Source organism: Enterobacter cloacae complex sp. 277I4 (assembly GCF_050031465.1).
Lineage (GTDB): Bacteria > Pseudomonadota > Gammaproteobacteria > Enterobacterales > Enterobacteriaceae > Enterobacter > Enterobacter cloacae.
The window spans coordinates 3,944,244-3,966,848 of record NZ_JBLGWC010000001.1 but is presented as its reverse complement, the minus strand read 5'-3'; the positions used below and the strand labels follow the sequence as shown (position 1 = coordinate 3,966,848).

The 22,605-nt window shown below is 57.4% G+C and carries 21 protein-coding genes; 12 read left to right on the top strand and 9 right to left on the bottom strand.

Annotated features, from left to right (window positions below; genetic code table 11):
- Positions 1 to 94: 94 nt before the first annotated feature.
- From hydN to ACQG19_RS19290, 3 genes are read left to right on the top strand one after another with little or no spacing between them, the layout of a single operon-like run.
- Positions 95 to 640: an electron transport protein HydN gene (gene hydN, locus ACQG19_RS19300; protein WP_014833044.1), complete on the top strand. Its 546-nt coding sequence runs from the start codon at positions 95 to 97 to the stop codon at positions 638 to 640.
- 6 nt (positions 641 to 646) lie between these two features.
- The gene (gene hypF, locus ACQG19_RS19295) at positions 647 to 2,863 is read left to right on the top strand and encodes a carbamoyltransferase HypF (RefSeq protein ID WP_246932388.1); all 2,217 of its coding nucleotides are present in this window, start codon (positions 647 to 649) and stop codon (positions 2,861 to 2,863) included.
- A 1-nt stretch (position 2,864) separates the two neighbouring features.
- Positions 2,865 to 3,887 (top strand): HoxN/HupN/NixA family nickel/cobalt transporter, encoded by a 1,023-nt coding sequence (locus ACQG19_RS19290; RefSeq protein ID WP_029883946.1) that lies wholly within the window; start codon positions 2,865 to 2,867, stop codon positions 3,885 to 3,887.
- A 286-nt stretch (positions 3,888 to 4,173) separates the two neighbouring features.
- Here ACQG19_RS19290 and norW read toward each other — a convergent pair whose 3' ends face one another.
- Together norW and norV are read right to left on the bottom strand one after the other, a co-directional pair.
- A complete protein-coding gene (gene norW / locus ACQG19_RS19285) occupies positions 4,174 to 5,307 on the bottom strand; it encodes an NADH:flavorubredoxin reductase NorW (RefSeq protein WP_139936988.1) in 1,134 nt (377 codons plus the stop codon).
- Positions 5,304 to 6,746, bottom strand: a complete 1,443-nt coding sequence (gene norV, locus ACQG19_RS19280) for an anaerobic nitric oxide reductase flavorubredoxin (RefSeq protein WP_139936989.1) — start codon at positions 6,744 to 6,746, stop codon at positions 5,304 to 5,306. The genes norW and norV overlap by 4 nt, the downstream gene beginning before the upstream one ends.
- A 184-nt stretch (positions 6,747 to 6,930) precedes the next feature.
- On the opposite strand from norV, the gene norR reads away from it, so the two are divergent.
- The gene (norR, locus tag ACQG19_RS19275) at positions 6,931 to 8,445 is read left to right on the top strand and encodes a nitric oxide reductase transcriptional regulator NorR (protein WP_038984771.1); all 1,515 of its coding nucleotides are present in this window, start codon (positions 6,931 to 6,933) and stop codon (positions 8,443 to 8,445) included.
- On the opposite strand, the gene gutQ is transcribed toward norR, so the two are convergent.
- The 7 genes from gutQ to srlA form a co-directional block, all read right to left on the bottom strand.
- Positions 8,442 to 9,407: an arabinose-5-phosphate isomerase GutQ gene (gutQ, locus tag ACQG19_RS19270; protein WP_045902012.1), complete on the bottom strand. Its 966-nt coding sequence runs from the start codon at positions 9,405 to 9,407 to the stop codon at positions 8,442 to 8,444. The two genes, norR and gutQ, sit on opposite strands and share 4 nt — an antisense overlap.
- Positions 9,400 to 10,173 (bottom strand): glucitol operon DNA-binding transcriptional repressor SrlR, encoded by a 774-nt coding sequence (srlR, locus tag ACQG19_RS19265; protein WP_013098449.1) that lies wholly within the window; start codon positions 10,171 to 10,173, stop codon positions 9,400 to 9,402. The genes gutQ and srlR overlap by 8 nt, the downstream gene beginning before the upstream one ends.
- 63 nt (positions 10,174 to 10,236) lie before the next feature.
- The gene (gutM, locus tag ACQG19_RS19260) at positions 10,237 to 10,596 is read right to left on the bottom strand and encodes a transcriptional regulator GutM (RefSeq protein WP_246932386.1); all 360 of its coding nucleotides are present in this window, start codon (positions 10,594 to 10,596) and stop codon (positions 10,237 to 10,239) included.
- Between the two features lie 67 nt (positions 10,597 to 10,663).
- On the bottom strand, positions 10,664 to 11,443 hold the full coding sequence (gene srlD / locus ACQG19_RS19255; protein ID WP_013098447.1) for a sorbitol-6-phosphate dehydrogenase: 780 nt from the start codon (positions 11,441 to 11,443) through the stop codon (positions 10,664 to 10,666).
- Between the two features lie 14 nt (positions 11,444 to 11,457).
- A complete protein-coding gene (srlB, locus tag ACQG19_RS19250) occupies positions 11,458 to 11,820 on the bottom strand; it encodes a PTS glucitol/sorbitol transporter subunit IIA (protein WP_013098446.1) in 363 nt (120 codons plus the stop codon).
- A gap of 12 nt (positions 11,821 to 11,832) precedes the next feature.
- Entirely contained in the window at positions 11,833 to 12,792 is a 960-nt protein-coding gene (gene srlE / locus ACQG19_RS19245; protein ID WP_020689263.1) for a PTS glucitol/sorbitol transporter subunit IIB, read from the bottom strand.
- Positions 12,789 to 13,352 (bottom strand): PTS glucitol/sorbitol transporter subunit IIC, encoded by a 564-nt coding sequence (gene srlA, locus ACQG19_RS19240; RefSeq protein WP_013098444.1) that lies wholly within the window; start codon positions 13,350 to 13,352, stop codon positions 12,789 to 12,791. The genes srlE and srlA overlap by 4 nt, the downstream gene beginning before the upstream one ends.
- 274 nt (positions 13,353 to 13,626) lie before the next feature.
- Here srlA and mltB point away from each other — a divergent pair, with 274 nt between their 5' ends.
- The 8 genes from mltB to alaS all read left to right on the top strand — a co-directional run bounded on the left by mltB (position 13,627) and on the right by alaS (position 22,477).
- Positions 13,627 to 14,727, top strand: coding sequence for a lytic murein transglycosylase B (gene mltB, locus ACQG19_RS19235; RefSeq protein WP_179291485.1), 1,101 nt, complete (start codon positions 13,627 to 13,629; stop codon positions 14,725 to 14,727).
- Positions 14,728 to 14,969: 242 nt separating this feature from the next.
- Positions 14,970 to 15,623, top strand: coding sequence for a metal ABC transporter ATP-binding protein (locus ACQG19_RS19230; protein ID WP_246932385.1), 654 nt, complete (start codon positions 14,970 to 14,972; stop codon positions 15,621 to 15,623).
- Positions 15,620 to 16,480 (top strand): metal ABC transporter permease, encoded by an 861-nt coding sequence (locus tag ACQG19_RS19225; protein WP_095908170.1) that lies wholly within the window; start codon positions 15,620 to 15,622, stop codon positions 16,478 to 16,480. The genes ACQG19_RS19230 and ACQG19_RS19225 overlap by 4 nt, the downstream gene beginning before the upstream one ends.
- Before the next feature lie 14 nt (positions 16,481 to 16,494).
- Entirely contained in the window at positions 16,495 to 17,373 is an 879-nt protein-coding gene (locus ACQG19_RS19220) for a metal ABC transporter substrate-binding protein (RefSeq protein WP_029883886.1), read from the top strand.
- Between the two features lie 130 nt (positions 17,374 to 17,503).
- Entirely contained in the window at positions 17,504 to 18,001 is a 498-nt protein-coding gene (pncC, locus tag ACQG19_RS19215) for a nicotinamide-nucleotide amidase (protein WP_013098439.1), read from the top strand.
- An 89-nt stretch (positions 18,002 to 18,090) separates the two neighbouring features.
- Positions 18,091 to 19,149: a recombinase RecA gene (gene recA / locus ACQG19_RS19210; protein ID WP_013098438.1), complete on the top strand. Its 1,059-nt coding sequence runs from the start codon at positions 18,091 to 18,093 to the stop codon at positions 19,147 to 19,149.
- A gap of 68 nt (positions 19,150 to 19,217) precedes the next feature.
- Entirely contained in the window at positions 19,218 to 19,718 is a 501-nt protein-coding gene (gene recX / locus ACQG19_RS19205; protein WP_013098437.1) for a recombination regulator RecX, read from the top strand.
- Positions 19,719 to 19,849: 131 nt separating this feature from the next.
- Complete coding sequence (gene alaS, locus ACQG19_RS19200; RefSeq protein ID WP_029883887.1) at positions 19,850 to 22,477, top strand: alanine--tRNA ligase; 2,628 nt, start codon at positions 19,850 to 19,852, stop codon at positions 22,475 to 22,477.
- Positions 22,478 to 22,605: the final 128 nt, after the last annotated feature.

Genomic DNA, 22,605 nt, shown 5'->3' with positions numbered 1-22,605 from the left:
TGGCGTCATTTTGTAAATCACTATAAATCAAAGAGTTAAAAACTGGCACGGTTTATGAATATCTCCGCGCATGACTGTAATGCTGGAGAAGCAGATGAACCGTTTTATTATGGCCGATGCCAGTAAATGCATTGGCTGCCGTACCTGTGAAGTGGCGTGCGTGGTGTCTCATCAGGCGGAGCAGGATTGCGCTTCGCTTACGCCAGAGACCTTTTTGCCGCGGATCCACGTCATCAAAGGCGTGAATATTTCCACTGCCGCTATCTGCCGTCAGTGCGAAGACGCGCCGTGCGCCAACGTCTGCCCTAACGGAGCAATCAAACGTGAAAAAGGCTTTGTGCATGTGATGCAGGCGCGCTGTATCGGCTGCAAAACCTGCGTGGTCGCCTGCCCGTATGGCGCGATGGAGGTGGTGGTTCGTCCGGTGGTCCGCAACAGCGGCATGGGGCTGAACGTGCGGGCGGAAAAAGCCGAAGCCAACAAATGCGATCTTTGCTATCACCGTGACGCCGGTCCGGCCTGTATGGAGGCCTGCCCGACACACGCGCTGGTTTGCGTGGATCGCGATAAGCTCGAGCAGATGAGCGCCGAAAAGCGCCGTCGCGCAGCGTTCGATACCACCTCATCTCTGCTGTTCTGATCCGTCATGGGCGGTAACGGCGTACAGTTGCGGGTGCGTGGCAAGGTGCAGGGCGTGGGCTTTCGGCCCTTCGTCTGGCAACTGGCTCAGGCGCTGCAGTTGACCGGCGATGTCTGCAACGACGGAGAGGGCGTGCTGGTGCGCCTCGCGGGTAATGGGGGGCATTTCACCGCGAGGCTGCGCCAGGACTGCCCGCCGCTGGCGCGCATCGAGAGTATCGACACGCAGCCGTTCCACTGGTCAACGCTGCCAGAGACATTCACCATTCGCCACAGCGCGGGCGGGGCAATGGACACCCAGATTGTACCGGATGCCGCCACCTGTCCCGCGTGCCTTGCGGAGATGAACGACCCCCACGAGCGCCGCTATCGTTACCCGTTTATTAACTGCACCCACTGCGGCCCCCGTTTTACCATTATCCGCGCCATGCCGTATGACCGCCCGGCCACGGCCATGGCGGCATTCCCGCTCTGCTCGCCGTGCGAAACGGAATACCGCAACCCTGCGGACCGACGTTTTCACGCCCAGCCCGTGGCTTGCCCGGACTGCGGCCCTGAGCTTGAGTGGCGTGCGGCCGATCGGGTTGTCACCCGCGAGCTGGCGCTGAACGCGGCGGTGCAGATGCTGAAAAACGGTGGCATTGTGGCTATCAAAGGGCTGGGCGGATTTCATCTGGCCTGCGACGCGCTTAACCCGCAGGCGGTGGCAACGCTGCGGGCACGTAAACAGCGTCCGGGGAAACCGCTGGCGGTGATGATCCCCAGCGCCGACGGCTTTCCGCAGCCGGTGCAAACGCGGCTGCGCTCGCCTGCCGCGCCCATCGTGCTGATCCCTAAAGCCTGGCTGCCGGCCTTCCCGGACGACATCGCGCCGGGCCTGGATAGCCTCGGTGTGATGCTCCCGGCCAATCCGCTGCAGCATTTGCTGATGCAGGAGACGCAACGCCCGCTGGTGATGACCTCCGGCAACCTCAGCGGCAGACCGCCTGCCATCAGTAATCCCCAGGCGCTGGAACAGCTCGCAGAGATCGCTGACGGTTTTCTGCTCCATAACCGCGACATCCTGCAGCGGATGGACGATTCCGTGATTGATCAGGACGGGGCCATGCTGCGTCGGGCGCGCGGATTCGTGCCGGATGCCATCACGTTACCCGCCGGTTTTAGCCCTGTTCCCTCTATTCTGGCGACCGGTGCCGACATGAAGAATACCTTCTGTCTGGTGCGCGGTAACCAGGCGGTGCTGAGCCAGCATTTTGGCGATCTCAGTGACGACGGTGTCGAGGCCCAGTGGCGTTCAGCACTGTCGTTGATGCAGCAGATCTACGCCTTTCAGCCAGAGCGGCTGGTGTGCGATGCCCATCCTGGCTATCACGCCCGGCACTGGGCACAGGAGCAGGCGCTGCCGGTCGATACCGTACTGCATCATCACGCGCATGCCGCGGCCTGCCTTGCCGAAAACGGCTGGCCGCTCGACGGTGGCGACGCCATCGCCCTGACGCTGGACGGGATCGGCATGGGCGAGCACGGCGCGCTGTGGGGCGGGGAGTGTCTGCGGGTGAACTACCTTGAGTGCGAGCATCTGGGTGGTCTGCCCGCCGTGGCGATGCCGGGCGGCGATCTCGCGGCCATGCAGCCCTGGCGAAATCTGCTGGCACACTGCCTGGCGTTTGTTCCTGACTGGCAACGCTACCCGGAAACCCGCGCCGTACGTTCGCAAAACTGGCCGCTTTTAGCGACCGCCGTTCAGCGCGGCCTTAACGCGCCGCTGGCGTCGTCCTGCGGGCGGTTGTTTGATGCGGTGGCCTGTGCTCTGGGTATTGAAACACAACGCTATGAAGGCGAAGCCGCCTGCAGGCTGGAGGCGCTGGCCGCGCAGTGCCCGGGTGTTGAGCACCCGGTGACGCTTCAGGTTGAAAACCTTGCGCTCTTCTGGCGGCAGTGGCTGGCCTGGCAGGCGCAACCCTGTGAGCGCGCGTGGGCCTTTCACGACGCGCTGGCAAAAGGGCTGGCGGCGTTAGCCCGACGCCATGCCCGACGCCTGTCGCTCTCTACCGTCTGTTTCAGCGGCGGCGTGTTGCATAACCGCCTGCTGCGGGCGCGTCTGCGTGCACACCTCTCTGATTTCACGCTTCTTTTTCCCCATCATCTGCCTGCGGGTGACGGGGCTATCTCCTTCGGGCAGGCGGTGGTTGCCGCAGCCCGGTCATGTTCAAAAAGGATGTAAAATGTTACGACGCTTACGCAATGAACCTCGCGCCGCGCTCCTGCTGCTGGCGCTGGTAATGGCTAATCTTCTGGCGTGGGGCTGGGCGTGGAACGCCTTTAGCAGTAGTTCTGCGTTAATGGCCGCAAGCCTGCTTGCCTGGTGCTATGGGTTGCGTCACGCGGTGGATGCTGACCACATCGCGGCCATTGATACCGTGACACGCAAGATGATGCAGCAGGGCAAGCGCCCCTCTGGTGTCGGGGCGTGGTTCTCACTGGGGCACTCCACCATTGTGGTGCTGGCCTCCATCGCCATTGCCGCGACGGCGACCGCGTTTCAGAAAAATATGGCCTGGTTTCATGAAACCGGCAGCCTGATTGGCACGGCCGTCTCCGCGACGTTCCTGCTGGCGATGGCGTTAGTCAATATGGTGATTTTGCGCGGCGTCTGGCGCAATTTTCAGGCGCTGAAAAACGGGCAGGCGGTGCAGGGTGACATCTCCCTCCCGGCGCAGGGCGGAATAATGAACTGGCTGTTTGGCGCGACTTTCCGCCTGGTCAACAAAAGCTGGCAGATGTATCTGGTCGGTTTTCTGTTCGGGCTTGGTTTTGATACCGCCACTGAAATCGGCGTGCTCGGGATCTCTGCCGCCAGCGCCTCAAACGGTATGTCGGTGTGGTCAATCATGATCTTCCCGGCGCTTTTCGCCAGCGGCATGGCGCTGGTGGATACCCTCGACAACCTGCTGATGGTGGGGGCTTACGGTTGGGCATTTAACAAGCCGCAGCGCAAGCTCTACTACAACATGACCATTACCGGTACCTCTGTGGTGGTGGCGGTGTTTATCGGCGGGCTGGAAGCGCTGGGGCTGCTGATGGATAAATTTGCCCTCAGCGGCGGAATCTGGGATCGCATTGGTGCCGTCAACGATAACCTCGGCAACGCCGGTTTTGTGGTGGTCGGGCTGTTTGTCGCCTGCTGGCTGATCTCCATGATCAACTACCGCTGGCGAGGCTACGACGCGCTGGTCATACATTCCTGAGCGCTGCGCTAAAACCATTGTGTTTGAGGGGTAAAATCGCCATGATGTCGTTCCGGTAAAGCGAAGCAGGGTGCCGTTTTGCTGGAAAAATGGAATGAATATCTTGCTGTTTATGAAGGTTTTTACACTTTTATATTCAGTCAAATGATAAGTTAAGGACAGATGGCGATGATTTACCTCTTTTGTATTTATCTTGCTAATAAATTACGTAAAAAAAAGCCCCGGGACATCGGGGCTGCGGATAATAAAATCCCAGGGTTAAGTAAGCGTGGTAAAAGGTTAAGGGTTAAGCGGGCAGTGATTTCAGTAGCGCGAAAGCCTCCTTCATCCGATCTTCGCTAACCACGAAGGCGCGGAGCTGGCCATCGGCGTCAGAGCCGCGCGCGACCATTCCCTGAGCTTCCACAGCGATCTGCCAGTTCAGATCCTGGCGCTGGGTTTCACCTGCCAGATGCAGCGGCAACGCTGGCGTTTTCACCTTCACCAGCATGGCCGGTAATTTCAGTGGCGCGCTGTTGCCGAGCAGGTTTTTTGCCAGATACATGGCGCTAAGCTGGATCGGCTGCAGGAAAGGCAGTACCTGGCCGTTGATTTCCGCGCAGTCCCCCAGGGCGTAAATGTCGGGCTGCGTGGTTTGCAGGTAGCTATTCACCTTCACGCCACGGCCTGTTTCAGCGCCTGCGCGGTGCGCCAGCGCCGTTTCCGGGCGCAACCCCGTCGCGGCAACCACCACATCGACTTCCAGGCTGCGATGGCGGTCAAGCGTCGCGCGAATGCCGCCTTCGGTTTCGGTCAGATGTTGCAGTTGCGATTTCAACAGCAGATGCACGCCCATGTCGGTCAGACGGTGCTGTAAGCGACTGCTTACTTCTGCAGGCATCAAGGCCGACAGAATGCTTGCCGCGTGGTCGACCAGGGTGACGGCTTTACCCGCCCGACAAAAATCCATCGCCAGCTCGGTGCCAATCAAACCGCCGCCAACAATCATTACCCGTTTTGCATCACGAAGCTGCGTTTCGCTGGCCCGATACTCCTGCTGGCTGTTAAGCGTCATCATCAGCTCGCGGCCGGTAACCGGCGGCACGAACGCAGAGGCCCCCGTCGCCAGCACCAGCTTGTCGTACTGCCAGGTTTTATCTTTCGCTTTTACCACGTGGGCATCGGCGTCAATATCGGTGACCCAGGTGTACGGAAACAGACGCAGGTTGAACTGCTCCGCGAACTCCCCCGCCGTCTGGCGAGTGAGGTCGTCGGCGCGCTGGTTCAGGCTAATCACATGGCTTAAATCGGGCTTGTTGTACTCGTCCATGCTGTCGGCCGCGATCATCGTCAGCGGCACGTTAGCGTCCTGTTTGCGGATATTTTTCACCAGCTGGCGGGCGGCAAAGCCCGAGCCGATGATGACGATACCGTTGCTCATTTTGCCTCCATTGCCAGTTCGTCAAAGACGTCTTTTCCGAGGGAACATTCCGGGCAGAGGAAGTTGTCCGGCACCTCACTCCACGGCGTACCTGGAGCCACGTCCTGCAACGGCTCGCCCAGTTCCGGGTCGTAGATCCACTGGCAGACGCTGCACTGCATGCGTGGACCGAGATCGGCGCTGGCTGCCCCGGCACAGGTTTGCGGCTGTTCGGCGGGGAGTGCTGCGGCCTCAGGAAGCGGTGCAAGCGCCCACTGACGAGCAATATCGCGGCCGTGCTGACGACAGACTTCCAGCGCGTCAAGATCCGGGCGCCATTTGGCCTTCAGGCTCATGGACATCTCAAAACCGGCATCCTGCAGGCGGGTGGAGAGACGATCTACCGCGCCGCCGCTCCAGCCGTGGGAGCCAAAGGCGCTGGCACGTTTGTTACGGAAGCGCAGGCCGGTCATCTCTTCCACCAGGCCAGCAATTTTCGGCATCATCACGTTGTTCATGGTGGAGGTGCCCACCAGCACGCCCTTAGAGCGGAAGACGTTGGTGAGGATCTCGTTTTTATCGCTGCGCGCCACGTTGAAGATTTTCACCGCCACGTTTGGGTCCACCTCGTTGATGCCCTGGGCGATGGCGTCTGCCATCATGCGGGTGTTGTTGGACATGGTGTCGTAGAAAATCGTGATGCGGTCTTCCTGATAATCCGCCGCCCATTTCAGGTACAGCTCAACGATCTGGGTTGGGTTTTCACGCCACACCACGCCGTGGGAGGTGGCAATCATATCCACCGGCAGGTTGAAGCCGAGGATCTCGGTGATTTTTGGCGTCACCAGACGGCTGAACGGAGTCAGGATGTTGGCGTAGTAGCGCTGGCACTGTTCGAACAGCTCGGTCTGATCCACTTCATCGTTAAACAGGCGTTCGTCGCAGTAGTGCTGACCAAAGGCGTCGTTGCTGAACAGCACCGCATCGCCGGTCAGGTAGGTCATCATGCTGTCCGGCCAGTGCAGCATCGGGGTTTCTACGAAGATCAGCTGTTTGCCGTTACCAATATCCAGCGTGTCGCCGGTTTTCACGGTGTGGAAGTTCCACTCCGGATGGTGATGGTGACCGTTGATGGAGTCGATGGCGTTGGTGGTGCAGTAGATCGGGGTATCCGGAATGTGGGACATCAACTCGGTCAACGCCCCGGCGTGATCCTCTTCCGCGTGGTTGATGATGATGTAGTCGATATCGTTCAGATCGATTTCACTGCGCAGGTTCTGCACGAACTCGCGGCTGAATTTATGATCGACGGTATCGATCAGTACGTTTTTACCTTCACGAATGAGATAGCTGTTATAGCTGCTGCCGCGCAGTGTTTTATATTCCGTTCCGTGAAAATCACGCACTTCCCAGTCACGTTGACCAACCCAATGAATGTTATTTTTAACCAGAATAGACATAGCAACCTCAAATAATACGGCGTGTTGAAAAAGTTGTTTTGTCTATATCAACTTGCGTGCCAACTTTTATTTTGTTGATTTTTATGGATTAAATTTTTTATGCCCCCGAATGGGTAGTCATTATGACTATCGTTAAAGATGTCAATATGACACTATGTATTGTCAAAATGACAGCGAGGCAGACATGAGCTTTTCCGTAGACGTGCTGGCGAAAATCGCCATTGAACTGCAAACCGGCATCGGGCATCAGGATCGTTTTCAGCGGCTGATCTCCACGCTGCGCCACGTGCTGGACTGCGATGCTTCGGCGCTGCTGCGCTACGAGGGACGGCAGTTTATTCCGCTGGCCATCGACGGGCTGGCGCAGGACGTGCTCGGGCGACGCTTTACGCTGGAAGGCCACCCGCGGCTGGAGACCATCGCCCGGGCGGGTGACGTGGTGCGTTTTCCGGCAGACAGCGATCTGCCCGACCCGTACGACGGCCTTATACCCGGACAGGAGAGCCTGAAGGTGCACGCCTGTATCGGCCTGCCGCTGTTTGCCGGACAAAACCTGATTGGGGCGCTGACCCTCGACGGCATGTCGCCGGACCAGTTCGATACCTTCAGCGACGAAGAGTTGCGCCTGATTGCGGCCCTGGCGGCCGGGGCGCTGAACAATGCTCTGCTGATTGAACAGCTGGAAAGCCAGAATATTCTTCCCGGCAGCCCGGCGGCGTTTGAACAGGTCGCGCATACGGAGATGATTGGCCTCTCGCCAGGCATGGTGCAGCTCAAAAAAGAGATTGAGATCGTCGCGGCATCCGATTTGAACGTGCTGATCTTCGGTGAGACCGGCACCGGTAAAGAGCTGGTGGCGAAATCCATTCACGAAGCTTCACCGCGTGCGGCCAACCCGCTGGTCTACCTTAACTGCGCCGCACTGCCGGAAAGCGTGGCGGAAAGCGAGCTGTTTGGTCACGTCAAAGGGGCATTTACCGGGGCCATCAGCAACCGCAGCGGCAAGTTTGAAATGGCCGATAACGGCACGCTATTCCTCGATGAAATAGGCGAGCTTTCGCTGTCGCTGCAGGCCAAGCTGCTGCGCGTATTACAGTACGGTGATATTCAGCGCGTGGGAGACGACCGCAGCTTACGGGTCAACGTGCGCGTGCTGGCGGCAACCAACCGCGACCTGCGCGAAGCGGTGCTGAACGGCAATTTCCGCGCCGATCTGTTCCATCGTCTGAGTGTTTTTCCGCTTACCGTGCCGCCGCTGCGCGAGCGTGGGGACGATGTGGTGCTGCTGGCGGGTTTTTTCTGCGAACAGTGTCGGCTCAAAATGGGCTTGTCGCGCGTGGTATTAAGCCCGGGGGCGCGAGGCCATCTGCTGACCTACGGCTGGCCGGGTAACGTACGCGAGCTGGAGCACGCCATCCATCGTGCGGTGGTGCTGGCGCGGGCGACACGCTCGGGGGATGAAATCGTGATTCATGCGCGCCATTTTGCCCTGCATGATGAAAATATACCGTCCGTGAAGCCCGCTGCGCCTGAAAGCGTGAACGAGAATCTGCGTGAAGCGACGGAAGAATTTCAGCGTCAGATGATTACCCGCGCGCTGGAACAGAACAACCGGAGTTGGGCGGCGTGCGCGCGGGCGCTGGAAATGGACGTCGCCAACCTGCACCGGCTGGCGAAGCGTCTGGGACTGAAGGGTTAAATAATGCCTGCCTGGTAGAAATCCTGCAGGTTGATGGCGCCGCACAGGCGGCCAGCGTCATCCACCACCGGCGCGGCGGTGATTTTACGTTTCATCAGCACCTCTTTGGCTTCAATGGCGCGGCTGTTGGCATTCAGCGTTAACCCGCCAGAGGTCATCGCTTCTGAAACGCGTGCCTCCAGCTTGCCGCCGCCCACCAGCCAGCGGCGCAGGTCGCCGTCGGTAAAGACGCCTTTCACCTGCCGCGTATCGTCGCAGACGGCGACCAGCCCCAGCCCGGTGCGGCTCAGCTCCAGCATCGCGTCCATCACGCTGGTGTCGAGTTTGACCTGCGGGATGGCATCGCCAGAGCGCATCAGGTGATGAACATTATTCAGCAGCCGTGCGCCGAGCGCCCCGGCAGGGTGTGAACGGGCGAAATCTTCTTCATTGAAACCGCGCGCCTGCATCACCGCCATTGCCAGCGCGTCGCCCATCATCAGGGTGTTGACGGTACTGGAGGTGGGGGCGAGGTGCATCGGGCAGGCTTCGCGCTCCACGGCAATATCCAGCACCGCTTTGGCCGCCAGCGCCAGCGGCGAGCGGGATTTACCGGTCATGGCCAGCAGGGCGATCGATTTTTCCTGCAGGCGCGGGATGATGAGGTCCAGCTCTTTGGCCGAGCCGGAGTAGGAGATAAACAGCATCACGTCGCGGCTTTCAATCATCCCCAGATCGCCGTGCAGGGCTTCTGCCGGGTGCACGAAGAACGCCGGTGTCCCGGTGCTCGCCAGCGTTGCGGCAATTTTTTTGCCGATGTGGCCGGACTTGCCGATCCCGGAGACAATCACTTTGCCTTTGCACTCGATAATAATATTGGCGGCGCGCACAAAATCTTCACCCAGCCTTTCTGGCAGGCGGCTGGCTTCCTGCAGCTCCAGCATCAGGGTCTGACGGCCTGCGTTTAACAGAAAATCACTCATCTTTTTCTCCAGTTACGATCACATCAATGCCTTTCTCTTCCAGCGCTTTTTTGAACGCCGGATCGATCCCTGCGTCGGTAATCAGCGTATCGACGCTTTCAAGGCTGCAGACAATGTTGGGGCTTTTACGGCCAAACTTCGAGGAATCCGCCATCAAAATCACCTCCCGGGCGGCGTTACACATGGCTTTACTGACGCTGAACACCTCGTTGAACGTGGTGACACCGGCGTTCAGGTCGATGCCGTCGGTGCCCATAAACAGTTTGTCAAAGCTGAAGTGTTCGAAGGCATTTTCCGCCAGCTGGCCGTGAAAGGACGCCGATTTTTTACGGAAGGTACCGCCGGGCATCAGAATGGTTTGTTCGCTGTCGAACTCTGCCAGGGCGTTGACGATGTGCAGACTGTTGGTCATCACCGTGATGTTGTTAAAGCGGTTGAGCAGCGGGATCATCTGCAGGACGGTACTGCCCGCATCAAGAATAATGGAGTCACCGTCATGGATAAATTTCACGGCGGCTTCGGCAATCAGCGCTTTCTGGTGGGTGTTGATCAGCGTTTTGTGATCGATAGGCGGGTCGGCTTCATCTTTGTTGAGCATCACCCCACCGTAGGTTCGAATAACCGCGCCTGCGTTTTCGAGCAATACCAGGTCCTTGCGTATCGTTGTGCCGGTGGTGTCAAAGTAGTGGGCCAGCTCTTCTACCGAGCATTTTCCCTGCTTTTGCAGATGCTCAAGAATGGCCGCCTGCCGCTGACGAGGTTTCATAGGCGCTTCGTTCCTTACGTTGCGAAATGATAATTTCGCAAGCTTATCGCGTTCACAACGAAATTATCCATGTTTCAATTTAAGCGCTAATGATAGTGCATTCTGACAGAGTGGATCGTGGGGGAAGATCACATCAGGCTGTAATTCCTGCAACGATATGCCGTTAATTGCCTGAATTTTCACCGGGCGGGCAAACACCGTCATCCCGCGCATGATGAGGGAGTCGCATACCCGATTCTGTTCATCCAGCGCAATTGCAACCACAACGCGCGGTTTAAAGCGCCCCCCGGAGCGCCCGACGCCCACGCGGCCCTTCTGGCACAGGGCGTCAAACGCGCGGTTAAACTGATGGATCTGCCTGCCGCCGAATGCCATCTGGCAGATCCAGGCGAGGGCGGCGACGGTGATGAGTGCGGTTACCATATCGGCTCCTTGTTATATTCCCTCTCCCGGTGGGAGAGGGGGAGGGTGAGGGCATCAGACTGCTCGATCAGAACATCACCTGCCCACCGGTGACGTTAATCGACTGGCCGGTGCAGTACGAGGCTTTCGGGCTGGCGTAAAACAGCAGCATGTTCAGCACGTCCTGATAGTCGCACCCGCGCTTCAGCGGCACTTTGTCGATGTAATACTGCTCCACTTCGTCTTCTTTGATGCCAAGCTTGGTGGCGTATTGAGGTAGCAGCGACTGGAACATTGGCGACTTCAGCAGGTTGCCCAGCATCAGCGAGTGAACGGTAATCCCGTATTCGGCCAGATCCAGCGCCAGAGACTGGGTCAGCCCTACGCCGCCAAATTTCGCCGCGCTGTAGCCGGAGTTATGCTTGCTGCCCACTTTGCCCGATTTGGAGTTGATCTGAATGATGCGCCCCTGAATGCCGTCGCGGATCATCAGACGGGAAAATTCGCGGGCGCAGAGGAAGTAACCCACCAGATTCACCTGCAGCGAGCGGTCAAAGTCCCCCAGTTCGAAATCGCTGATAAACGCCGCTTTCGCGATCCCTGCGCTGTAGACCAGCAGGTCGGTACGGCCAAAAATCTCGTCTACCCCGCGAGCCAGCGCCATGACGCTCTGCTCGCTGGTGGCATCGGCACCAAACCCGTACGCCATCCCCTCACCAAACTCGGTGTTGATGGTATCCGCCACGCGGGCGGCTTTCTCACTCTGAATATCCACTACCGCCACGCGGTAACCTTCTGCGGCAAGCCCACGGCAGAGAAACTCTCCTAAGGTTTGTCCTCCACCAATGACAACGGCAACCTGACTCATAACGCTCTCCTTAATTACGCAACAAATTTTAATGTGCAGCCTGGGGTAACAGCCTGCGGAACCGGCCCCTCCACGTGAACCGTGCCGGGATACTCTGCCTGCGGCTGGCCATCGAACCGCAGGGTGATGTGGCCCAGCTCGCGCAGGTTTTGCTCGGCCACGTCGCCCACGGCAGTGACGGCATAGCGGGTGTCACCCAGCTCCAGCTGGCTTCCTGCCTTTAACGCTCCGTGCAGCTCGCCGTGGCAGTGGATAAAGCAAAACTCTTCGATATCTGCCGGTGCACCTTCGCGGAAAGTGATCAGCATCTGGTCGCTGAGCGCATCGGCCGCGCTCTGGCCGATGCGGGTGATGGTGGTCTGATAAATCACGGTCATCGCAGGAACCTCTTATTGATAAATAAAGCCGGAAACGAACCAGGCAATCAGCACCGTCGGTGCGCCCGTCAGGAAACGACTGACCAGCACAGACGGCACGCCCACGCGTACGGTGTCCTGGCGCGCTTCGGCCAGCGACAGGCCTACGGGAATGAAGTCGCAGGCCGCCTGAGCGTTAATGGCAAACAGCGCAGGCAGAGCCAGGTGCGGAGGAATGTTGCCCAGACCAATCTGCACGCCAATCAGGACGCCGATGACCTGAGCAATCACCGCCCCCGGGCCGAGGAACGGCGACAGCAGCGGGAAGGAGCAGATCAGCGCCAGCGTCACCAGACCGAGCGGGTGGCTGGCAAGCGGGGCGAGGCCGTGGGCGATCCAGTCTCCCAGACCGGAGGCCATGATGATGCCGATTAACGCGGAGACGAAGGCCATAAACGGCAGAATGGTTTTTAGCACCGTGTCGATGGTGTCGCGCCCGGACTGGAACAGTACCGCCACGGCGGATCCCATTCCCATGCCGACCTTCGCCAGCAGGCCGTCGCTCTGCTCGGTGATCTTCTTACTGGTGTCGTAATCACGCGGTGCGGCTTTTTGCGGCGCGGAAGTGCCATTCACCAGCGTGATGTTGTCCTCCTTCACGCCTGAGACATAAATGTCTTCGAGGATGTACTGCGCCAGCGGGCCCGATTTTCCAGTGGAGTGAATATTCACCGTCGGAATGCGACGCTTCGGATAGAGGCCGCAGCGCAGGGTGCCACCGCAGTCGATAACCGCCACGCCGATTTCCGCCTCCGGTGGTTCGCCTTCTTTGAAACCGTCGACCGCTTCCCAGCCGGTCAGCTCGCGTAGTTTGTCGACAATCGCCGGGCGTGTGCCTGCGGTGATATAGACGATTTTTTTGCCTTCGGTGGCGTCGAACTCCAGCGGGCCGCCCCAGCCACCCGTACCTTTCTCAATGCGGATCCGGCTCATGCTGTGGCTCCTGACAAATGAACGCGTTGCTCAAGCTGGATGCCCATTTTTTTCTCAAAAATGGTGGTGGTGAGATCGGTCACCCAGCCACGGAAGAAGTTGGTGACCAGGCCGACCAGCAGATAGCTCACCGCCAGTGGGCCGAGCGGCAGACCAAGCGTGGTCAGGCCGCTGGCAATGCCGAGATAAACAAACAGTTCCCCCGGGTTGATATGCGGGAACAGGCCGTTCATGGAGTGACAGCTATATGAGGCGGCGGCGTAATAACTCGGCTTGTATTTTTCTGGCATAAAGCGGCCGAGGCTTAAGGTCATGGGGTTGCAGAAAACGAAGGTTCCAATGCAGGGCAACAGCAGGTAACGGGATAACGGGTTCCCGGCACAGCGTTGGGCGAAGCGTTCAATGCGTTGCTGGCCGATAAAATTAATCAGCGCGTTCATGATCACCAGCAGGCTGATCAGCAGGGGCAGGATCCCGGTCACCATGCCGGTGAAGACTTCTCCGCCTTTCTGAAATAGCCCGATGAACCACTCGGCGCCGTGGGTGATGGTTTCTATCATTCTTCTCTCCTGTGAGGCTTTTCTTGTTTTGTATTACTGGGACTAATAATAATCACTTTGAAAGGTTTTAAAGTGTTAATCAGATCTCACAATGAAAGAAAAATGGATTATTTTGAAAGTTAATGGGCGGGGGAGACGCATTTTGGTTGAAAAAAGCGCAGATTTGCGTTGAGGAGCGTAAAGATTTGGTGGGTAAGGCGCGTACCGCTTCCTTGAGGTGTTGCGGATGCTTTACCATACTGGGTTCTTATCGAACCCGTTAAATGGATGTCCCATGTTCAAGCGTCGTTATGCAGCGTTGTTACCTGCGCTTATTCTGCTGTCCGCCTGTAGTAGTAAACCCAAGACTGAAGCCGCTGTGCAGACGGCTGGCGCGCCTTCAGGAGGATTCCTGCTGGAGCCGCAGCACAATATGATGCAGATGGGGGGCGACTTCGCGAATAACCCGGCGGCCGAACAGTTCATCGATAAAATGGTGAGCAAACACGGCTTTGACAGACAGCAACTGCATGAAATCTTGTCGCAGGCGAAACGTCTGGACTACGTGCTGCGCCTGATGGACAGGCAGGCACCGTCAGCGCAGGTGCCAACCGGGCCAAACGGTGCGTGGTTGCGCTATCGCAAACAGTTTATTACCCCGGACAACGTGCAAAATGGCGTGGTGTTCTGGAATCAGTATGAAGATGCCCTCAATCGCGCGTGGCAGGTCTACGGCGTGCCGCCTGAAATCATCGTCGGCATTATTGGTGTGGAAACGCGCTGGGGCCGCGTGATGGGCAAAACGCGCATTCTTGATGCGCTGGCCACGCTCTCGTTTAACTATCCGCGTCGTGCCGAGTACTTCTCTTCCGAGCTGGAAACCTTCCTGCTGATGGCGCGTAACGAACACGATGACCCGCTCGATCTGAAAGGGTCGTTTGCCGGAGCGATGGGCTACGGCCAGTTTATGCCCTCTTCCTACAAACAGTATGCCGTCGACTTTAACGGAGATGGTCACATCAACCTGTGGGATCCGGTGGATGCCATCGGCAGCGTGGCGAACTACTTCAAGGCACACGGCTGGACGCCGGGTGGGCAGGTTGCCGTGCAGGCTAACGGCGAAGCGTTTGGTCTGGAAAACGGCTTCAAAACCAAATACAGCGTTGCGCAGCTGACGGCGGCAGGTTTAACGCCAACGCAGCCGCTGGGTAATGTCGATCAGGTGAGCCTGCTGCGTCTGGATGTAGGAACCGGGTATCAGTACTGGTACGGTATGCCAAACTTCTACACCATCACCCGCTATAACCACAGCACGCACTATGCGATGGCCGTGTGGCAGCTGGGCCTGGCGGTATCGCAGGCGCGTGTCCCTGCGGCATCGCCGTTTAGTCAGTAAGTCGCTTTATTCCTCCCTCTCCCACGGGAGAGGGGAATTTTGCAGAAACATTTCGCCACACTCCCTTTGCAAACGCGCCATTTACATCTCAATCGCCTTTCATTATTGTTACGTTATAACATTTAATGTGGTGTCAACATGTCAACGTCCCTTTTCTCTTTGTCTGCGGCAGTTAGGTTTCTGCTGGCGCTGGTGATTATCGTGTTTATCGGGCTGGCCGTGCGCTGGGCGGTGGCATTGCCATGATTGTCATGAATGAACTGGTTGCGGGTTACGACCGCATGCCCGTTACGCATGCCTTGTCGGGCGTAATTGAACGCGGAAGTATGACCGCGATTATCGGGGCCAACGGATGTGGAAAATCCACGCTGCTCAAAACGCTCGCCGGGTTTATTCAGCCGGTGAGCGGCCGTTTTCGCTGGCAGGAGAAACGCCCGGTGATTGGCTGGCTGGCACAGCGTCACGCGCTGGAGGCGCAGTTTCCGCTGACGGTGCAGGATGTGGTGAGTATGGGCTGCTGGCCGCGTGTGTCGCTCTTTTCCGGCTTTCGTCGGGAAACACGCTCGCGCATTGCCAGCGCGCTGGAGCGTGTCGGGCTGGACGCCATGGCGTTATCTACCATCGATGCACTCTCCGGCGGCCAGTTTCAGCGCATGCTGTTTGCGCGGATCCTGGTGCAACAGGCGCCGCTGGTGATGCTGGATGAACCTTTTACCGGCGTCGATGAAGCTACCTGTAATGTGCTGATGGACCTGATGCTCGAGATGTACATGCAGGGCCAGACCCTGCTTGCGGTATTGCATGACAGCGAGCGCGTATCGCGTCATTTTCCGCAAACGCTACGGCTGGATACGGCTATTCCGCACTGGAAAACCGAGCGGGTGAGGGTGGCATGATCTGGCATCTCTTCTTTCAGCCTTTTATCGAATACGGCTTTATGCGTCGCGCGCTGGTGGTGTGCCTGGCGCTGTCCGTCAGCACCACGGCACTGGGCGTATTCCTTCAACTGCGCCGGATGAGCCTGATGGGCGATGCTCTATCACACGCCATTTTACCCGGCGTTGCGGTGGGCTATCTGCTGAGCGGTATGTCACTGCTGGCGATGAGCATCGGCGGGTTTATCGCCGGGATCGTCGTGGCGCTGGTGGCCGGGCTGGTCAGTCGACGTACGCCGCTCAAAGAGGATGCCAGTTTTGCCGGGTTCTATCTCGGCTCGCTGGCGCTGGGCGTGACGCTGGTGTCGCTACGTGGTTCGAACGTCGATCTGCTGCACCTGCTGTTTGGCTCCATTCTGGCGGTGGATAACGACGCCGCGCTGTTTGTGGCTGGCGTATGCATCTTCACGCTGGTGACGCTGGCAGTTTTCTATCGTGGGCTGGTGACCGAGGCGTTCGATACCGCCTGGCTACAGGTTAACGCCCGCTGGCTGCCCGGCCTGTTGCACGGGCTGTTTCTGGCGTTACTGGTGCTTAACCTGGTGGCCGGATTTCAGGTTCTCGGCACGCTGATGGCCGTCGGGCTGATGATGTTGCCGGCGGTGGCGGCACGCTGCTGGGTGCGCACCCTGCCAGGGTTGCTCTGCCTGGCGGGCATCAGCGGCGTTTTTTGCGCATGGCTGGGGTTAAGCCTCTCCTGGGCGGTGAGTTTACCCGCCGGGCCGTCCATCGTGCTGACCGCCAGCGCGCTGTTCTTTATTTCTGTTTTATTTGGCACACGAAGCCACCTGGCTGGCAGCCTGCGTGCGCTTTTTTAACGCAAGGGGAAATGATGAAACGTACAGGGTTAATAATGGCGCTCGCGCTCGGGATGTTGTCACAGGGCGTAATGGCGAAAACGCTTAATGTGGTCACCAGTTTTTCCATTCTGGGAGATATCACGCGTGAGGTAGGGGGAGACCGGGTCAATGTGACCACGCTGGTGGGGCCGGACGGCGATCCGCATACCTTTGAACCGTCGCCGAAAGACAGTGCGGCGCTCAGCAAGGCCGATGTGGTGGTGGTGAACGGTCTGGGGCTGGAGGGCTGGCTCGACCGGCTGGTGAAGGCCTCCGGATTTAAGGGCCAGCTGGTGGTGGCCTCGACCGGGGTGAAAACCCACACGCTTGAAGAGGACGGGAAAACCGTGACCGATCCGCATGCCTGGAACAGCGCGGCGAACGGGGCACTGTATGCGCAAAATATCCTTGCCGGTCTGGTAAAAGCCGATCCTGAAGATAAGGCGGCGCTGGAGGCCACCGGTCAACCCTATATCGCGCAGCTTATGCAACTGGACAGCTGGGCCAAAACGCAGTTCAGCCAGATCCCGCAGGTAAAACGTAAAGTCCTCACCAGCCATGACGCCTTCGGCTACTTCAGCCGCGCCTATGGCGTGACCTTTATTGCGCCGCAGGGCTTGTCGTCAGAGAGCGAAGCCAGCGCAGCGCAGGTGGCTGAGATTATCAATCAGATTAAAGCGGACGGGGTGAAAACCTGGTTTATGGAAAACCAGCTCGACCCGCGCCTGGTTAAACAAATTGCCACGGCCACCGGTGCGCAGCCGGGGGGCGAACTTTACCCGGAGGCGCTGTCGGCCAAAGGCGGCGTGGCGGATACCTACGTTAAGGCGTTTCGCCATAACGTGAATACCCTCGCCAGGAGCATGAAGTAACCTTTTTCTCAGCCGGTGCCTTCGCATCGGCTTTTTTCTGAAGCCCCCTCGTAAAACATGATCCTCATCTCCATATCTGACGAGAAAGTGCTATCTTGTGCTGCACGTTTTTCTGATGCCCGGAGCGAGAATGACTGACCATGAATTGATGCAGCTTAGCGAAGTCGTAGGACTGGCGCTTAAGCAACGTGGCGCGACTATCACGACTGCCGAATCCTGTACCGGCGGCTGGGTTGCTAAAGCCATTACCGATATTGCAGGCAGTTCCGCCTGGTTTGAACGCGGCTTTGTGACCTACAGTAACGAAGCTAAAGCGCAAATGATTGGCGTGCATGAATCCACGCTTGAACAGCATGGCGCGGTCAGCGAACCGGTGGTGATTGAGATGGCGATTGGTGCGCTGAAAGCGGCGCGTGCAGATTATGCCATCTCTATTAGCGGTATCGCCGGCCCGGACGGCGGCAGTGACGTGAAGCCTGTCGGCACCGTCTGGTTTGGTTTTGCCACCTCTAAAGGTGAAGGGATCACGCGTCGCGAGTGCTTTAGCGGCGATCGTGAAAGCGTGCGTCGTCAGGCCACCGTTTATGCGTTAAAAACGCTCTGGCAACAATTTCTACAAAACACTTGATACTGTATGACCATACAGTATAATTGCACCAACAGAACAGAAATCCACGGTGAAGCACAGTCGCTTCTCCCGGCATGACAGGAGTAATAATGGCTATCGACGAAAACAAACAGAAAGCGTTGGCGGCAGCACTGGGCCAGATCGAAAAGCAATTCGGTAAAGGCTCCATCATGCGCCTGGGTGAAGACCGTACCATGGATGTGGAAACGATCTCCACCGGTTCGCTTTCTCTGGATATCGCGCTGGGCGCGGGCGGTCTGCCAATGGGCCGTATCGTAGAGATCTACGGGCCAGAATCCTCCGGTAAAACCACCCTGACGCTGCAGGTGATTGCCGCGGCGCAGCGTGAAGGTAAAACCTGTGCCTTTATCGATGCCGAGCACGCGCTGGACCCTGTTTATGCTCGTAAGCTGGGCGTGGATATCGATAACCTGCTGTGTTCTCAGCCAGATACAGGTGAACAGGCGCTGGAGATTTGTGACGCGCTGGCGCGTTCCGGTGCGGTTGACGTTATCGTGGTCGACTCCGTTGCTGCGCTGACGCCAAAAGCGGAAATCGAAGGCGAAATCGGCGACTCTCACATGGGCCTCGCGGCACGTATGATGAGCCAGGCAATGCGTAAGCTGGCCGGTAACCTGAAGCAGTCCAACACGCTACTGATCTTCATCAACCAGATCCGTATGAAAATTGGCGTAATGTTCGGTAACCCGGAAACCACTACTGGTGGTAACGCGCTGAAATTCTATGCTTCTGTCCGTCTGGATATCCGCCGTATCGGCGCGGTGAAAGAGGGTGAAAACGTGGTGGGGAGTGAAACCCGCGTGAAGGTCGTGAAGAACAAGATTGCCGCGCCGTTCAAACAGGCTGAATTCCAGATCCTCTACGGTGAAGGTATCAACTTCTTCGGCGAACTGGTTGACCTGGGCGTGAAAGAGAAGCTGATCGAAAAAGCGGGCGCATGGTACAGCTACAACGGCGATAAAATTGGTCAGGGTAAAGCGAATGCAATCTCCTGGCTGAAAGAGAACCCGGCTGCCGCGAAAGAGATCGAGAAGAAAGTGCGTGAGCTTCTGCTGAACAACCAGGACTCTAAACCTGATTTTGTGGTTGATGGTGCGGATGCTGAAGAAACTAACGAAGACTTTTAAGGCTTTCGTTTAAAAATGAAGGGCTGCTGATGCGGCCCTTTTTGCATTTCTGAACCAGCAGGTTTTTTATGAGCGAATCCACAACGCGTCGACCCGCTTATGCGCGATTACTAGACCGCGCGGTGCGGATCCTTGCCGTGCGTGACCACAGTGAACAAGAGCTGCGGCGTAAACTGTCGGCCCCGGTGATGAGTAAAAATGGGCCGGAAGAGATTGATGCCACCGCGGAAGATTATGACCGGGTGATTGCCTGGTGCTATGAGCATCACTACCTGGATGACGACCGTTTTGCTTCCCGGTTCCTGGCCAGCCGTGGCCGCAAGGGATACGGTCCGGCGCGTATCCGTCAGGAGCTGAACCAGAAGGGCGTTGCCCGTGAGTCCATCGAAAAAGCGATGCGCGACTGTGACACCGACTGGTGTGCGCTGGCAAAAGAGCAGGCGATTCGTAAATACGGTGAACCGCTGCCGCGTGAATTTTCAGAAAAAGTCAAAATCCAGCGCTTTTTGCTCTACCGCGGCTTTCTGATGGAAGATATTCAGGATATCTGGCGTAATTTTGCCGATTGAACGCATGCGGGATTTTACTTCCCACTAAAGAAAACTTATCTTATTCCCACTTTTTCCAGTAGCAGGTCTGTCCAGGGGTTTACCGATACCGGCTTGCTACGACATTTCGTTAGCTTGATTTCAGGATAATTATGAGCAAGAGCACCGCTGAGATCCGTCAGGCGTTTCTCGATTTTTTCCATAGTAAGGGACACCAGGTTGTTGCCAGCAGCTCCCTGGTGCCGAACAACGACCCAACTCTGCTGTTTACCAACGCCGGGATGAACCAGTTCAAGGATGTGTTCCTTGGTCTCGACAAGCGTAATTATTCCCGCGCCACAACCTCACAGCGTTGCGTGCGTGCGGGCGGTAAACACAACGACCTGGAAAACGTCGGTTACACCGCGCGCCACCATACCTTCTTCGAAATGCTGGGTAACTTCAGCTTCGGCGACTATTTCAAACATGATGCTATTCAATACGCGTGGGAACTGCTGACCGGTGAAAACTGGTTCAACCTGCCGAAAGAGCGTCTGTGGGTTACCGTCTATGAAACCGATGACGAAGCCTACGAAATCTGGGAAAAAGAAGTCGGTATCCCGCGCGAACGTATTATTCGCATCGGTGACAACAAAGGCGCACCGTACGCGTCTGACAACTTCTGGCAGATGGGTGACACCGGCCCTTGCGGTCCGTGCACCGAGATCTTCTACGATCACGGCGACCACATCTGGGGTGGTCCTCCAGGCAGCCCTGAAGAAGACGGCGATCGCTACATTGAGATCTGGAACATCGTCTTCATGCAGTTCAACCGTCAGGCCGACGGCACCATGGAGCCGCTGCCAAAACCGTCCGTTGATACCGGTATGGGCCTGGAGCGTATTGCGGCTGTTCTGCAGCACGTTAACTCCAACTACGAAATTGATCTGTTCAGCACCTTGATCAAAGCCGTTGCAGAAGTGACTGGCGCGACCGATCTGAACAACAAATCACTGCGCGTAATCGCAGACCATATCCGTTCCTGTGCGTTCCTGATTGCTGACGGTGTTATTCCGTCGAATGAAAACCGTGGCTATGTGCTGCGTCGTATCATTCGTCGTGCTATCCGTCACGGCAACATGCTGGGCGCGAAGGACACCTTCTTCTATAAGCTCGTTGGGCCACTGATTGGCGTAATGGGTTCTGCAGGTGACGAGCTGAAACGCCAGCAGGCGCAGGTTGAGCAAGTACTGAAGACTGAAGAAGAGCAGTTTGCACGTACGCTGGAGCGTGGTCTGGCGCTGCTGGATGAAGAGCTCGCTAAGCTTAAGGGCGACACGCTGGATGGCGAAACCGCCTTCCGCTTGTACGACACTTACGGCTTCCCGGTTGACCTGACGGCGGACGTTTGCCGTGAGCGCAACATTAAAGTGGACGAAGCGGGCTTCGAAGCGGCGATGGAAGAGCAGCGTCGTCGTGCGCGTGAGTCCAGCGGTTTTGGCGCAGACTACAACGCGATGATCCGCGTGGACAGCGCGTCTGAATTCAAAGGTTATGAAGCGCTGGAACTGACTGGCAAAGTGACCGCCCTGTTTGTTGACGGCAAAGCCGTAGACAGCATCAGCGCAGGTCAGGATGCAGTTGTCATTCTGGATAAAACCCCGTTCTATGCGGAATCCGGTGGTCAGGTTGGCGATAAAGGCGAACTGAAAGGCAACGGTTTCAGCTTCAGTGTGAACGACACTCAGAAATACGGCCAGGCGATTGGTCATCTGGGTAAACTGGTTTCAGGCTCCCTGAAAGTGGGCGAGGGCGTTCAGGCTAATGTTGACGAAGCGCGCCGCGCACGCATCCGTCTGAACCACTCGGCAACGCACCTGATGCACGCTGCACTGCGTGAGGTTCTGGGAACGCATGTTGCACAGAAAGGTTCTCTGGTTAACGACAAAGTGCTGCGTTTCGACTTCTCGCATTTTGAAGCGATGAAACCGTCTGAAATCCGTGCGGTGGAAGATCTGGTGAACGCGCAAATCCGTCGTAACCTGCCAATCGAAACCCACATTATGGATCTCGACGCGGCGAAGAAAAAAGGTGCGATGGCCCTGTTTGGTGAGAAATATGACGACCGTGTTCGCGTATTGAGCATGGGCGACTTCTCTACCGAGCTGTGCGGTGGTACACACGCATCGCGTACCGGTGATATCGGTCTGTTCCGCATCGTTTCTGAATCCGGTACGGCGGCAGGTGTGCGTCGTATTGAAGCGGTGACCGGTGAAGGCGCGATTGCCAGCCTGCATGCGCAGAGCGACCAGCTGCACGATATCGCGCAGCTGTTGAAAGGCGATACCCAGAATCTGGGCGAGAAAGTGCGTGTTGCGCTGGATCGTACTCGCCAGCTGGAAAAAGAGCTGCAGCAGCTGAAAGAGCAGGCTGCGGCGCAGGAGAGTGCAAACCTCTCCAGCAAGGCTGTAGACATTAAGGGCGTCAAACTGCTTGTCAGCGATCTGGCAGGTGTAGAGCCTAAGATGCTGCGTACCATGGTCGACGATCTCAAGAACCAGCTTGGTTCGACGGTTATCGTACTGGCGACGGTAGCAGAAGGTAAGGTTTCTCTGATTGCGGGCGTCTCTAAGGATGTGACCGACCGCGTTAAAGCAGGGGAACTGATTGGCATGGTTGCCCAGCAGGTGGGTGGCAAAGGTGGCGGTCGTCCGGACATGGCGCAAGCCGGTGGTACGGATGCGGCGGCACTTCCTGCGGCATTGGCCAGCGTTGAAAGCTGGGTAAGCGCGAAACTGTAATAACTACAAAGCACAAACAGACGCCATAGCGGTAACGTTATGGCGTCTTGTTCACTGCACTATCGATAACGATAAAGTCAGGTTGAGTTTGTGTATATCGGCTAAACTTACGTTTAACAGAATGTGAT

Coding starts and splice junctions, on each gene's coding strand:
- hydN (WP_014833044.1), top strand. CDS start 95: ATGAACCGTTTTATTATGGCCGATGCCAGTAAATGCATTGGCTGCCGT.
- hypF (WP_246932388.1), top strand. CDS start 647: ATGGGCGGTAACGGCGTACAGTTGCGGGTGCGTGGCAAGGTGCAGGGC.
- ACQG19_RS19290 (WP_029883946.1), top strand. CDS start 2,865: ATGTTACGACGCTTACGCAATGAACCTCGCGCCGCGCTCCTGCTGCTG.
- norW (WP_139936988.1), bottom strand. CDS start 5,307: ATGAGCAACGGTATCGTCATCATCGGCTCGGGCTTTGCCGCCCGCCAG.
- norV (WP_139936989.1), bottom strand. CDS start 6,746: ATGTCTATTCTGGTTAAAAATAACATTCATTGGGTTGGTCAACGTGAC.
- norR (WP_038984771.1), top strand. CDS start 6,931: ATGAGCTTTTCCGTAGACGTGCTGGCGAAAATCGCCATTGAACTGCAA.
- gutQ (WP_045902012.1), bottom strand. CDS start 9,407: ATGAGTGATTTTCTGTTAAACGCAGGCCGTCAGACCCTGATGCTGGAG.
- srlR (WP_013098449.1), bottom strand. CDS start 10,173: ATGAAACCTCGTCAGCGGCAGGCGGCCATTCTTGAGCATCTGCAAAAG.
- gutM (WP_246932386.1), bottom strand. CDS start 10,596: ATGGTAACCGCACTCATCACCGTCGCCGCCCTCGCCTGGATCTGCCAG.
- srlD (WP_013098447.1), bottom strand. CDS start 11,443: ATGAGTCAGGTTGCCGTTGTCATTGGTGGAGGACAAACCTTAGGAGAG.
- srlB (WP_013098446.1), bottom strand. CDS start 11,820: ATGACCGTGATTTATCAGACCACCATCACCCGCATCGGCCAGAGCGCG.
- srlE (WP_020689263.1), bottom strand. CDS start 12,792: ATGAGCCGGATCCGCATTGAGAAAGGTACGGGTGGCTGGGGCGGCCCG.
- srlA (WP_013098444.1), bottom strand. CDS start 13,352: ATGATAGAAACCATCACCCACGGCGCCGAGTGGTTCATCGGGCTATTT.
- mltB (WP_179291485.1), top strand. CDS start 13,627: ATGTTCAAGCGTCGTTATGCAGCGTTGTTACCTGCGCTTATTCTGCTG.
- ACQG19_RS19230 (WP_246932385.1), top strand. CDS start 14,970: ATGATTGTCATGAATGAACTGGTTGCGGGTTACGACCGCATGCCCGTT.
- ACQG19_RS19225 (WP_095908170.1), top strand. CDS start 15,620: ATGATCTGGCATCTCTTCTTTCAGCCTTTTATCGAATACGGCTTTATG.
- ACQG19_RS19220 (WP_029883886.1), top strand. CDS start 16,495: ATGAAACGTACAGGGTTAATAATGGCGCTCGCGCTCGGGATGTTGTCA.
- pncC (WP_013098439.1), top strand. CDS start 17,504: ATGACTGACCATGAATTGATGCAGCTTAGCGAAGTCGTAGGACTGGCG.
- recA (WP_013098438.1), top strand. CDS start 18,091: ATGGCTATCGACGAAAACAAACAGAAAGCGTTGGCGGCAGCACTGGGC.
- recX (WP_013098437.1), top strand. CDS start 19,218: ATGAGCGAATCCACAACGCGTCGACCCGCTTATGCGCGATTACTAGAC.
- alaS (WP_029883887.1), top strand. CDS start 19,850: ATGAGCAAGAGCACCGCTGAGATCCGTCAGGCGTTTCTCGATTTTTTC.